The 12482-nt window shown below is 37.4% G+C and carries 14 protein-coding genes; 2 read left to right on the plus strand and 12 right to left on the minus strand.

Annotated elements, in window-relative coordinates:
- Position 1: 1 nt before the first annotated feature.
- The 8 genes from NTU89_03770 to rpsL are packed head-to-tail and all read right to left on the minus strand — an operon-like array spanning position 2 to position 6184.
- Positions 2 to 367 (minus strand): 50S ribosomal protein L23, encoded by a 366-nt coding sequence (locus NTU89_03770; protein MCX5923654.1) that lies wholly within the window; start codon positions 365 to 367, stop codon positions 2 to 4.
- Positions 358 to 981 carry a 50S ribosomal protein L4 gene (rplD, locus tag NTU89_03775; protein MCX5923655.1) on the minus strand — a complete coding sequence of 208 codons (624 nt, stop codon included), beginning with the start codon at positions 979 to 981 and terminating at the stop codon, positions 358 to 360. The genes NTU89_03770 and rplD overlap by 10 nt, the downstream gene beginning before the upstream one ends.
- A 42-nt stretch (positions 982 to 1023) precedes the next feature.
- Complete coding sequence (rplC, locus tag NTU89_03780) at positions 1024 to 1647, minus strand: 50S ribosomal protein L3 (GenBank protein ID MCX5923656.1); 624 nt, start codon at positions 1645 to 1647, stop codon at positions 1024 to 1026.
- Positions 1648 to 1661: 14 nt separating this feature from the next.
- The gene (gene rpsJ, locus NTU89_03785) at positions 1662 to 1967 is read right to left on the minus strand and encodes a 30S ribosomal protein S10 (GenBank protein MCX5923657.1); all 306 of its coding nucleotides are present in this window, start codon (positions 1965 to 1967) and stop codon (positions 1662 to 1664) included.
- A gap of 17 nt (positions 1968 to 1984) precedes the next feature.
- Positions 1985 to 3178, minus strand: coding sequence for an elongation factor Tu (gene tuf / locus NTU89_03790; protein ID MCX5923658.1), 1194 nt, complete (start codon positions 3176 to 3178; stop codon positions 1985 to 1987).
- Between the two features lie 47 nt (positions 3179 to 3225).
- Positions 3226 to 5304, minus strand: a complete 2079-nt coding sequence (gene fusA / locus NTU89_03795) for an elongation factor G (GenBank protein MCX5923659.1) — start codon at positions 5302 to 5304, stop codon at positions 3226 to 3228.
- Positions 5305 to 5310: 6 nt separating this feature from the next.
- Positions 5311 to 5790, minus strand: coding sequence for a 30S ribosomal protein S7 (gene rpsG, locus NTU89_03800; protein MCX5923660.1), 480 nt, complete (start codon positions 5788 to 5790; stop codon positions 5311 to 5313).
- A gap of 16 nt (positions 5791 to 5806) precedes the next feature.
- The gene (gene rpsL, locus NTU89_03805; protein MCX5923661.1) at positions 5807 to 6184 is read right to left on the minus strand and encodes a 30S ribosomal protein S12; all 378 of its coding nucleotides are present in this window, start codon (positions 6182 to 6184) and stop codon (positions 5807 to 5809) included.
- Between the two features lie 289 nt (positions 6185 to 6473).
- Between rpsL and NTU89_03810 the strand changes: the two genes are divergently transcribed.
- On the plus strand, positions 6474 to 7556 hold the full coding sequence (locus NTU89_03810; protein ID MCX5923662.1) for a M50 family metallopeptidase: 1083 nt from the start codon (positions 6474 to 6476) through the stop codon (positions 7554 to 7556).
- A 101-nt stretch (positions 7557 to 7657) separates the two neighbouring features.
- Here the strand turns inward: NTU89_03810 and rplM are convergent, their stop codons facing one another.
- From rplM to yidC, 4 genes are all read right to left on the minus strand, one after another.
- On the minus strand, positions 7658 to 8092 hold the full coding sequence (gene rplM / locus NTU89_03815) for a 50S ribosomal protein L13 (GenBank protein MCX5923663.1): 435 nt from the start codon (positions 8090 to 8092) through the stop codon (positions 7658 to 7660).
- 148 nt (positions 8093 to 8240) lie between these two features.
- A complete protein-coding gene (locus tag NTU89_03820) occupies positions 8241 to 9569 on the minus strand; it encodes a M24 family metallopeptidase (protein ID MCX5923664.1) in 1329 nt (442 codons plus the stop codon).
- A gap of 44 nt (positions 9570 to 9613) precedes the next feature.
- Positions 9614 to 10213, minus strand: coding sequence for a recombination mediator RecR (gene recR, locus NTU89_03825; protein MCX5923665.1), 600 nt, complete (start codon positions 10211 to 10213; stop codon positions 9614 to 9616).
- A gap of 18 nt (positions 10214 to 10231) precedes the next feature.
- Positions 10232 to 11974 carry a membrane protein insertase YidC gene (gene yidC, locus NTU89_03830; GenBank protein ID MCX5923666.1) on the minus strand — a complete coding sequence of 581 codons (1743 nt, stop codon included), beginning with the start codon at positions 11972 to 11974 and terminating at the stop codon, positions 10232 to 10234.
- 120 nt (positions 11975 to 12094) lie between these two features.
- Between yidC and NTU89_03835 the strand changes: the two genes are divergently transcribed.
- Positions 12095 to 12445, plus strand: a complete 351-nt coding sequence (locus NTU89_03835; protein ID MCX5923667.1) for a MerR family transcriptional regulator — start codon at positions 12095 to 12097, stop codon at positions 12443 to 12445.
- Positions 12446 to 12482: the final 37 nt, after the last annotated feature.

The raw sequence follows: 12482 nt of genomic DNA on the forward strand, positions 1-12482 counted from the left end.
CTTAACTGTTTTCATGTGAGCGAGAAGCATAGCCTTGCAGCTTCTCTGAGTTTTCATGCCCAACTGGCATAGCAGCATCACCAAAAAGATTCAATTCATGACCCTTTTTAAGAGTGATGATTGCAACTTTTCTCAAATTATCAAAACTAACGTTTTTTGTTCGAGAAGTTTTTCGCTTCCCTTTGCGAACAATAACGCGCACAGATTCAACTTCAACGTTAAATATTTTATGCATAGCTTGCGATATCAATGATTTGTTAGCTTCTGGATGCACTTCAAGTGTTATTTTTTTCAATGTTTGATGTAAACGATATGCTTTGTTAGAAACTATCGGCCCAACAATAATATTGTAGATACTTAATTCCATTTTGCCACCATATCTTTAAACAAACCAACGTCTTTTGTCAAAACAACAATACAATTACCTAAAGACAATTCGTAAGCATTAACATCATCAAAACTTAATACTTGAACATTCATTAAGTTATTCATTGATGCCCAATGTACAAAATCTTCTCTTGGCAAAAACAATGTTATTTTTTTCGCCATCAATCCTGCACCTACAAATGCTTTATACGCTAAAGCCGTTGACGGTTTTTCACCTGGCAACGCCCAATCAAAGGAAAATAAATTACCTTTGTTAGCATAAGAAGCTATGCAAGCAGACAGAACTTGGCTTCTTGTTTTTTTATTAACTTTTAAATTTCTAACACGTGGTTGTGGACCAAATATCACACCACCGCTTCTCCACAATGGAGATCTCGAACTTCCTGCACGAGCACGGCCAGTTCCTTTTTGTTTCCAAGGTTTTTTATTTGAAAACGAAATTTCACCACGAGATTTGCAACCAACTGTTCCCTGACGCCAATTTTGCATTAACGCTCGAACCCATATCGCATAGCTGACTTCAGCTTTATGCTCGATAACAAGACCTAGGTCCTGAACGGATATTTTAGTAAGAGAGCTTGCTACCTGGCTCATATCATTTGAATTCATTTTTTTATCAACTTGCTTATTCATCGTTTACCCATTCTTACGAACGTATACTAAAGATCCAGGTTTTCCAGCCATAGCACCCTTAATAAGAACAAGATTATCTTGAGGTACAACTTGTACAACTTCAAGACCTCTTACCGTTTTGCGCGTCACACCCATGTGTCCAGCCATTTTTTTACCCTTAATGACTTTACCCTGTGAACGCATGAAGCTAATACTTCCAGGTCTTCTACCCAACATAGAACCGTGACTCGCTACACCACCCGTAAACTTATGTCTACGCATGACACCAGCAAAACCACAACCTTTTGTTGTTCCCATGACATTAACAATATCTTTTGCTTGAACAACATTTGAAAAATCAAATGGCTGTCCTGCCAAAATATCATCAGACACTAGATCAACTAAAATTTCTTTAACCCAACGAAAATACTTTGATTTTTGTTTAAGCCATTCTTCTTGAAACTGTGCACTTTGATGCTTTTCACGAACATACGCAACCTGAATTGCATTATATCCGTCTTTTGCGTGCGTTTTGATTTGTGAAACAAACCAACCCGAAGCATCAACAGCGGTTACTGGGACGACTTTATTGTTTTCAGAAAAAACCTGAGTCATTCCTACCTTGCGGCCCCAAAAACCATTAACCATAATAACCCTTTGTTTTACTTAATTTCAACATCAACACCAGCAGAAATATTTAGCTTCATCAATGCAGCCATTGTCTGATCTGATGGTGAAATCATTTCTAAAATCCGCTTGTGTGTAATTATTTCAAACTGCTCTCTAGATTTTTTATCAATATGCGGAGAACGTAGAACAGTAAAACAACGCTTTTTATTTGGTAAAGGAACAGGACCGACAAGGTCGGTTCCTGTTTTTTTAGCCGTCATAGCAATTTCTTTTACTGCCTTATCAAGCAATTGATGATCGTAAGATTTTAATGTCAGTCTAATTTTCTGCTTTTTCATCTATCTTCCAATCATTATTACGAAATAATTTCTGTAACGATTCCTGATCCAACAGTTCTACCACCTTCTCTAATCGCGAATCGTAAGTCTTTTTCCATCGCAATTGGAGAGATAAGCTCAATGTCTAAGACCACGTTATCACCAGGCATAACCATTTCACGCCCTGCAGGCAATGTAACAACACCAGTTACGTCTGTTGTTCTAAAATAGAATTGCGGGCGATAGTTGCTGAAGAATGAACTGTGACGTCCGCCTTCTTCTTTGCTTAACACATATACCTGGCCTCTGAATTTTTTATGAGGCTTAATAGAGTTAGGTTTCGCAACAACCATTCCACGTACAATGTCTTCTTTTTTAACACCACGAAGAAGCAAACCAGCATTATCACCAGCTCGACCTTCATCAAGGTTTTTTCTAAACATTTCAATACCTGTAACTGTTGTATCAATAGCTTTTTCATTCAAACCAACTAATTGAACAGCGTCACCGATTTTAACGATACCTTTTTCAATTCTTCCAGTTGCAACAGTACCACGACCAGCAATAGAGAAAACACCTTCAACAGGCATTAAGAAAGGCTTGTCAACATCACGCTTTGGAACTGGGATGTAGCTATCAACAGCATCCATCAATCTTTTAATTGAAGCTTCGCCAAGATCGCTTTGATCGCCATTTAAAGCTTTAAGAGCAGAACCACGAATTACAGGAATTTCATCGCCAGGGAAATCATATTTTTTCAACAAATCTCTGATTTCTTCTTCAACCATGTCAACCATTTCTGGATCATCAACCATGTCTACTTTATTCAAGAAAACAACCAATGAAGGAACGTTAACGTTTTTAGCTAAAAGAATATGTTCACGAGTTTGTGGCATAGGTCCATCTGCCGCAGAAACTACTAAAATAGCTCCATCCATCTGAGCCGCACCAGTGATCATGTTTTTAACATAGTCAGCGTGACCCGGACAGTCAACGTGTGCATAGTGACGATTTGCTGTTTCATACTCAACGTGTGAAGTTGCAATCGTAATACCACGCGCTTTTTCTTCAGGCGCATTATCAATTTCGTCAAACTTTCTTGCTACCGCGCCACCTGTTTTTGACAATACAGTAGTAATCGCTGCTGTTAAAGTTGTTTTACCATGATCAACGTGACCAATAGTTCCAACGTTTACGTGCGGTTTACTACGTACAAATGTATCTTTTGCCATAATTTCTCCTGAAACACATCTTTATTAATTAAACTAAATTAAACCTATTATTTTTTCGCTGCTACAATTTCATCTTGGACATTTTTTGAAACTTCACGATAACACTCAAATGCCATCGTATAACTTGCTCGACCTTTGGTCATAGATCGTAACTCAGTTGAGTATCCAAACATTTTTCCAAGAGGAACTTCTGCCTTAACAATCTGAATTGAGCCCTTGCCCTCCATCCCTAATATTTTTCCACGTCTCGCGTTAAGGTCACCCATAACATCGCCCATGTATTCATCAGGAGTATCAACTTCAACCTTCATGATTGGCTCTAACAGAACAGGCGAAGCCTGACTCATACCCTCACGAAAAGCCATTTTTGCTGCCATTTTAAAAGCTATCTCTGATGAGTCAACATCATGATATGATCCATCATAAACAGTAACCTTAAGATCAACAACTGGACTTCCAACCAAGATCCCAGTATTTACTGCCTCAGCTAGACCCTTTTCAACAGCAGGAATATATTCTCGCGGAATAGTTCCACCTACAACTCCATTTACAAATTCATAACCAGTACCGCGCGGCAATGGTTCCATTTTTAACCATACGTGACCGTACTGACCTTTTCCACCCGACTGTTTAATGAATTTACCTTCAACATCAGATGACTTTTGAATTGTTTCTTTATACGCAACACGCAAAGCACCTTGCGCAACTTCAACTTTGTGCTCACGCTTCAAACGATCAACCACAATTTCCAAATGCAACTCACCCATACCAGCAATCTCTGTTTGATCAGTTTCATGATTGTACGTAAAGTTAAATGAAGGATCTTCTTGGTTCATCTTTTTCAAAGCAATAACCATTTTTTCATAGTCTGCTTTAGTTTTTGGCTCAACAGAAGTTGAAATCACCGGTATTGGAATATCAATTGACTCAAGCAATACTGGATGCGATTCATCACACAAAGTATCACCAGTGTTAATCTCTTTTATTCCAACAATAGCAACAATATCGCCAGCGGAAGCTTCTTTAATTTCTTCTCGCTTGTTTGCATGCATCCTTAAAAGTCTACTTACTCGCTCTTTGGTTTGCTTTGAAGCATTGTAAACATATGATCCAGATTTTAAAACACCTGAATAAATACGAGTAAATGTCAACACACCCACAAAAGGATCTGTCATAATCTTAAACGCAAGAGCTGAAAACGGCTCTTTGTCAGACGACAACCGAACAACTTCTTGCTCAGTCTTAACATCAATACCTTTAATTGCAGGAACATCCAAAGGAGACGGTAAATAATCAACAACCGCATCAAGCAATAAATGAACACCTTTATTTTTAAAGGCCGACCCACAAAATGCAGGGAATAGTTGTCGCTTCACAACGCCATTTCTAATCGCCTGTTTTATGTCAGCCAAAGTAATAGGCTCTTCATTTAAATACTTTTCACCCAACACTTCATCAGCATCAGACGCTTTTTCAACAATTGTTGCATACATTGATTTAATTTGATCCGCATATTCTGCAGGAGCATCTTCAAATACAACATCTTTTTGCATGTCGCGCTCATCGTTATAAAAACGAATCATTTTTCCAGTAAGCACATCAATCAAGCCATAAAGAGCTTCTGACTCACCCAAAGGAATTTGCATAGCAACTGCGCGACCAACTGCTAATTTTGTATTTATATCCTGAATTGCTGCGTAATAATCCGCACCAATTCTATCTAATTTATTAATAAAAATGATTGCAGGAACATCATAGCGATTTGCCTGGTTCCAAACAGTCTCAGATTGAGGCTGCACACCAGCAACACCACAGAACACGCTCACCACTCCATCAAGAACACGAAGTGATCGACCTACTTCAATAGTAAAATCTACGTGACCAGGAGTGTCAATGATATTAATTTGACAGTTTTTCCAAAAACAAGTTGTTGCCGCAGATTGAATTGTAATCCCACGCTCTTGCTCTTGTTCCATCCAGTCCATAATGGCTGCGCCTTCATGAACTTCACCGATTTTATGTGAAATACCTGTATAAAACAGAATACGTTCAGTAACCGTTGTCTTCCCAGCGTCAATATGAGCCGCAATCCCTATATTTCTATATCTATCTAGCGTATAGCTCATAACAACCTACCAAGCGTAATGTGAAAATGCGCGATTAGCTTCTGCCATTTTATGAACATCAAGTTTCTTTTTAAATGCTCCGCCACGTTCTTCATACGCATCTAAAAGCTCACTGCCTAAGCGTAAACCCATAGACTTGTCTGAACGTTCTGCAGCAGCTTCAATAAGCCAACGCAGCGCCAATGAACGGCCACGAGCTTCTCCAACTTCACGAGGAATTTGGTAAACACTTCCACCAACTCGTCGAGAGCGAACTTCAATAAGAGGCATAATGTTGCCATAAGATTTATGAAATGCAGAAAGCGCTTTTTCTTTGCTTCCGAACTTTTGTTCTAAAACATCAAGCGCAACATAAACGATTTTGCGAGCAACATTTTTTTTACCACGCCACATAACTATGTTAATGAAGCGTTGTAACAACTCTGACTGATAAATTGGATCTACACCAACATCACGTCGTATAATATTTTTTTTCTTTCTAGGCATACTTTAATTCCTTTGTTTACGCCGCTTTAGGTCTTTTTGCACCATACTTAGATCGAGATTGTTTTCTGCCTGTAACGCCAGCTGTATCAAGAGCTCCACGCACAATGTGATATTTCACACCCGGCAAATCCTTAACGCGACCACCACGAAGAAGAACCATTGAGTGTTCTTGCAGGTTGTGACCTTCTCCAGGAATGTAGGCTGTAACTTCTATTCCGTTTGACAATTTAACACGAGCAACTTTTCGAAGCGCTGAGTTTGGTTTTTTTGGGGTCGTTGTGAATACACGAGTACACACACCACGAACCTGTGGACATTGTTTCAAAGCACCGCTTTTTGTCTTGTTGACAGTCTTTTTGCGGCCGAGACGAACAAGCTGATTAATTGTAGGCATATAAGAACCTTATTATAACAAAGTAGAGTTATAGTCGCTATCTAGATTACGTATCGCTCAAAGCTGACTGGACTTATCATTAATAATATGACGCACAGATAAACTTTTTGCATATTTTAATTATAGACTCTTTGCAACTTTTTTCAAGAAAATTAAAAAATCCCCTTCAGGATAAGCATCGTCCAACATTTTGGCGTAGACTTGTGCAAAGCAACATGCTAGCTTGGTACAATGTAATTTTATATTACTTTTCTTTTTTAAAATACTTCTTTTTTAGCATAGGGTCCTTATGATAGAATCAATTTTGCATCAATTTTCATCAATAATTTTAAGCCTTATTGGAATCTCTTTTATAATAGTGTTTCATGAATTTGGACACTATGTTTTTTGTAAGCTATTTAATGTCTATACCCCAACCTTTTCTATTGGAATTGGCAAAATTCTATACTCGAAAAAAATAGGCGATACTGACTTTTGTATATCAGCTGGGCCAATTGGAGGATACGTTGAAGTTGCATCAGAAAGCGGCATCAACGGATCATTAGGTTTTAATCAAATCCCATACTACCAAAAAGTGCTTATGATGCTTGGCGGGATCATGTTTAACTTTATTCTTGCATACCTGCTATTTGTAGTGTTGTTTTTTACTGGAATGCCTGATTCAGGGCAAGCGCCATACGAAACGAACACAACTGTAATCGCCAAGGTTCAAGAAAACTCTATAAACCTCAGCAACATTCATCCAAATGACCAATTAATATCAGTAGACAATCAAAATATAAACAATGACTTAACTATTGCTAGAAAAATCATTTCTAGCTACAAACCAATTGACGCAACAGCCTTTCCCGCAACTATACCTGCAGCTGTTAACAGATCTGGAGAAATCATACATATAGACCTTGCCCTAAAAGGACCACTACTGAGTAATTTCATTTCAAAGCAACTAGAAGTCTCTTTTGAGCCAAAGCCATCGCTATCACTCTCAAAATCTATCCAACAAGCTTATATAGCTACAAACTTTTACCTGGGCGCAATAATAAACGGCCTAAAAGACATGGCTTCATCTAGAAACACAAATGGACTAATCGGGCCACTAAAAGCAGTTATGATTGGTAGCAAAAGCTCGCAAAAAGGATTTAAATCTCTTCTGTTCTTTTTAGCACTCATAAGCATAAATCTAGGCTTTATGAACCTACTCCCTCTGCCTATTTTTGATGGCGGTCAATTTGTGATCTTTACCATTGAAGCAATCACCAGAAAAGAGCTTTCAGAAAAAGTGAGACATGCTGTTGGCATATGTTCATGGGCACTTGCAATTGGCCTTCTTGTTGTTTTCACCGTTCGTGACCTATACTCACTGATTTTTTAAAGAACTATTAAATTTAACTTTTATTAAAAATTCGTAATAAAAAAGCCCCTTGTTTTCCAAGGGGCTTTTAATTTTTAACTATTTATAAGAAATTTTAATTCTTATACGGTTGCTGCAAATTGAGCTTTATGAGGATGCTCAGCTTGCGGATAAACTTTTAATTTCTTAAAAATTTGACGGCTTAATGGATTTTTTGAGTGAGATGGAAGCATTCTTTTAACAGCAAGCTCTATAACTTTTGCTGGATTTTTTGCCATCATTTCACGAGCTGTTTTGCTTTTTTGACCGCCTTGGTAACCGCTGTATGTAAGATATACTTTACCGTCAAGCTTATTACCTGTAAGCACTATGTGAGCTGCATTGATTATAACAACATAGTCACCGCAATCTGTATGCGCTGTATATTCTGGTTGGTCTTTGCCGCGCAAAATGTCTGAAACTTCTGTAGCCAAACGGCCTAATACTTTTCCTTTTGCATCGATTAAACGCCATTGAGGGTTTGAATCTTCTTTTCTAAGGAAAAATGCTTTGTTCATATCCATCGTAAAACCTTACTTGATGATTATTTTAAATAAATTTTTGCGTAATTTTATATCTTAAGAAAACGTAAAATGATTAATTACAGGGTACCTTAAAACGCTATCAAGGTCAACTTGAAAACGAATTCTTGCGCAATATCAATACTTATTTTCCAAATCGCTGCTTTACCATCTGCTCAATTTCAGACACCGTCTTTGGAATTTCTTCACTTAAGCAAACAGGTTCGCTGTCTTTAACAACCCAATAATTATCTTCAATTCTAATACCAATCGATTGATCAGGAATATAAATACCTGGCTCAACCGTTATAACATCACCATCTTGCAACGGCTCAGCCCTGGAACCAACATCGTGAACATCAAGCCCCAAATAATGCCCAATTCCATGAATAAAATATTGATCATATCCCTTTTGCTTTAAAAAATTCATAGCGATGTGCTGCAACGAAGCTTCTTGTTCTTGCGGATTACAAATCCACATCCCTGGGCGAATCTTTTCAACTACTCGCTGCTGAGTCTCTAGAACGATTTCATATATAGCCCTCTGGCGCTTATCAAACTTTCCAGAAACAGGAAAGACTCTTGTAATGTCTGCGCAATAATGATTATACATAGCGCCTGCATCAATCAAAACAAGATCGCCTTTTTGAAGAGTTGATTTATTGGTATTATAATGCAAAACAGTAGCCATTTTACCACCAGCAACAATTGCTGGATAAGCCTTGCGTGAATGATTTTCAGTAAATATATATTCCATCGCCGCTTGAACTTGTGCCTCTGATGACCCAGGCTCAATCACATGCGAAGCAGCTTGAAAAGCCGCATTTGTAATTTCAACTGCTTGATACAGATTTTCTATCTCAGAAATATCTTTTTTCCGTCTAAGCTTTGCAACTAAAGGCGAAATATCAATTATCTGCAAATGCAATCCGGGAACAAACAAGCTTAATCGGTCAATAATCATTTTAACCGATGCGCTTAATTTACCATGCGCAGGATATAGCGTAAAAATAGTTTTTTTAGCTGCAACCATTTCACGAAACAGCTCAATAATGTTTTTATAGTCATCAGGTGAAAAATACGGATCAACGCTGTAGCCAGCAATCCGACCTCCAAGTGGCTTTAATTGATCTATCCCAAAGCTTGATATTGTTTGATTGCTGATCTCATCAATACTATGTACCCATTTTGCGCGAAAATCGCCAAAGTCTGGCATGTACAAACTAGTTCCATTATAAATATCAAAAGAAAGAACCGCCGCAGGCTCAGACAGACCAGAAAAATAATAAAAATTACTTTCTTGTAAAAAAGTATCACAATCCCCTTCAAAAGGAGCAAACAAAAAGACTGATCCTTCTTTTTCTGGATACTCTTGAGCTATAAGCTCTAATAATTTTTTACTACGCAATCTAAACTTTTCAGATTTATCTTGGCTGCTTGCATCAGCCATAATTTTGACCATATCTCCAAACATATCCAACCCTTAACTATTTGTTTAAGTTTTATTTTTTTTAACTATTAAAAAGGCTTACGATCAGTTAATGCTTTTCCAACCGTAAGCTGATCTACGAACTCTAAATTTGAACCAATAGGAATTCCTTTGGCAAGACAAGAAATTTTGACCGGATTGCCATGCAGCTTGCGAGCAATAAATGCCACAGTTGCCTCACCCTCTGGTGTTTGATTCATTGCAAACACAAGTTCTTTTACGCGACCATCTACCCGACAAATCAACTCTTCGATATGAAGATCTTTCGGCCCAATACCCTCAAGAGGAGAAATAACCCCACCAAGGACATGGTAAAGCCCTCTAAATGTCTCTGTACGCTCAATCACCAAAAGTTCATGCCATGTTTCCACCACACAAATTATTGAAGAGTCTCTGCTTTTATCAAAACAAAAAGAGCACTGCTCATTTTTTTCTTGCCAAACAAAGCAAATTTCGCAAAGTACTATTTTTGCCTTTGCCTCTTGAAGAGCCCTACAAAATTGATTAATCCGCTCATCATCAAGAGTTAAAAAGTAGGACGTCACTCTGTACATATTTTTTGACGCAAGAAAAGGCACCTGTTGCAGGTGCCTCATCAATTTTTTTATTGTTGGTAATTTGTCAATCACAGCTCTCCTTAAATATAACTACGCAAACCTTTTAGACAAAGAACCAATGCTTCGAATCACATAGCTTTGCACAACACCAAAAATAGTATTTAAAGCTATATAAAGAGCTAATCCTGAAGCGAGATACGAAGTAAACGCACTTACCAAAAGACCAAATCCAAATTTAGATGCCAACTGCCTTGGTCCTTGGTTTACAGCAGGAGTTAATATCATTCCAATAAACATCAAGCCAGATAAAATATAATATGGGTCTGCCGCAGAAAGATCAGGTATCCATAGAAAAGATGCGCCATGAAGCTCTATGGAACTTGTTAAAACCTTATTTAAAGCAATAAAAACAGGGATATTAAGAAGCATAGGCAAACAACCAGAAAGCATCGGCATGCCATGTTTTTGTAAAAGCTCTGCGGTTGCTTGATCCAATCCAGCTTTATCATTTTTAAACTTTTGCTGAAGATATGCTCTCTTTTTTTCAAATTCAGCTTGTTGTTTTAAGCTTTTTTCACCTTTTAAGGTAAATGGCAAAAGAAGGAGCTTTAACAATATCGCAAGCAAGATAATTGCTATCCCATAACTTCCACACTCTTTTTTTAGAAAAACAAGCAAGCTAAAGAGCGGCTTTGAAATTGGATTTAACCATCCATACTCAACCAGCCCAGATAGGCTAGAATCAACCGATTTCATACAAACTGCTGTTTTTGGCCCCATATAAAACGACCATGAAAGCTCAGAATCTTTAGTTAACACTTTAGACTCTAAAATAGCTTGATACTTTTTATCACCTAATTTTTTAAAATATGCACGAATTATTGCATCTGGTGAGCTTGAAAAGCAAACTTGAGATAAAAACTTTTGAGAGAATCCAAAGGCTTTTGGCTCAAACCAAAATTGCTTAAATACATCAGATTTATCAAGTGAAACGGTTTGCAAGGAAATCTTTTCACTGCTTGTAGGAGAATTAACGATCCCTTTAAATTCATCCACCAAAAGAGGCATGTAGAAAAACAATCTAACCTGATCACCATCAATAGATTTTGATCTTCCTTCAAATGATACTTTTACATCAATTTGATATGTGTTTTTATGCACCACAAATGTTTTAAGGATTGTTCCATGATTATGACGAGCTACATATTCAACAGCAACAGCTTCCAAATCGCACAGATCATACTTTTTGACAAAATCATATTTCATCGGAGTTTGTCCACTCAGGCCAATTAGAAAACAGTCAGAATGCTCAGGAAGCATAACTACTTGCTTGCTATCATCTTGCCATGCAAACTCCATAGACTCGAGCACAGCACCATGAGAAGAGAAACGATATGTGCCAAGCTGCGTTTTAACCTCTGTCATCACAGGCTCACAGCACTCATCTTGAACAAAATCAATATCAATGTTTAAAGGCTTTTGAATTTTTTCCATCTCTGGCGCAGAAAAAGTTTGCCCAGACGTAAGAGTTATCTTTGGAGCTTGCGTAATCGACTCTGTCGATGTTTGAGCTGGCACGCCAATGAGAAAATATCGCAAAATCATAATGTATAAAATAAATCCAAAAATCGTACTAAAAATTCTTGTCAAAGAAGGCCATTGATTTTCGCGATTTTTAAAAACATATGTATTAAAAAAAGCATTGAAAACAAAGAACATAACGGTGTACATTACTGCCTGATAAGCAATATCTATAAAACCATTAAACAAAACTCCGTCAAAAAAATGAGTAACCGAAAACAATGCTTGATGCATTACTTCTGCAAAATTCATAGACAATACCTTATAAAAGTGTAAAAAAAAGAATATTCGATGGCAAACTATTGAAATGAGTTTAACAAAGATCAGATGATTAAGCCAGAAAATTAAAGGGTTAAAAAAAGGAGCTATTTTATGAAAATGTCCAAACGACAGTATCGAATTGGTGAGCTGGCAAAATCTCTTAATATTGAAAAGTTTGTTATCAGGTTCTGGGAAAAAGAACTTGAAATCAAACCACAAAGATCTCAAGGCGGGCAAAGGTTTTACCAAGAAAAAGACCTTCAAACATTTTTAGCGGTAAAAGATCTTTTATACCACAAAAAATACACTCTTGCTGGAGCAAAAAAAGAATTATCTAACATGAAAAAAACACGCTCTGTTATTCCTACGCAAACAGTGAAAGAAAGCCAAGAGCCTTGTACATGCAAAGAACAGCTAAACGTGCTCAAAGCTGAACTCTTAAAAATTAAACAAGCTCTTTAGATTTTCTCCACTTTTTGCCTAAGCCTGGTAGAATATC

The organism is Candidatus Dependentiae bacterium, assembly GCA_026389065.1.
In the GTDB taxonomy this organism is placed as follows: domain Bacteria; phylum Babelota; class Babeliae; order Babelales; family Chromulinivoraceae; genus JACPFN01.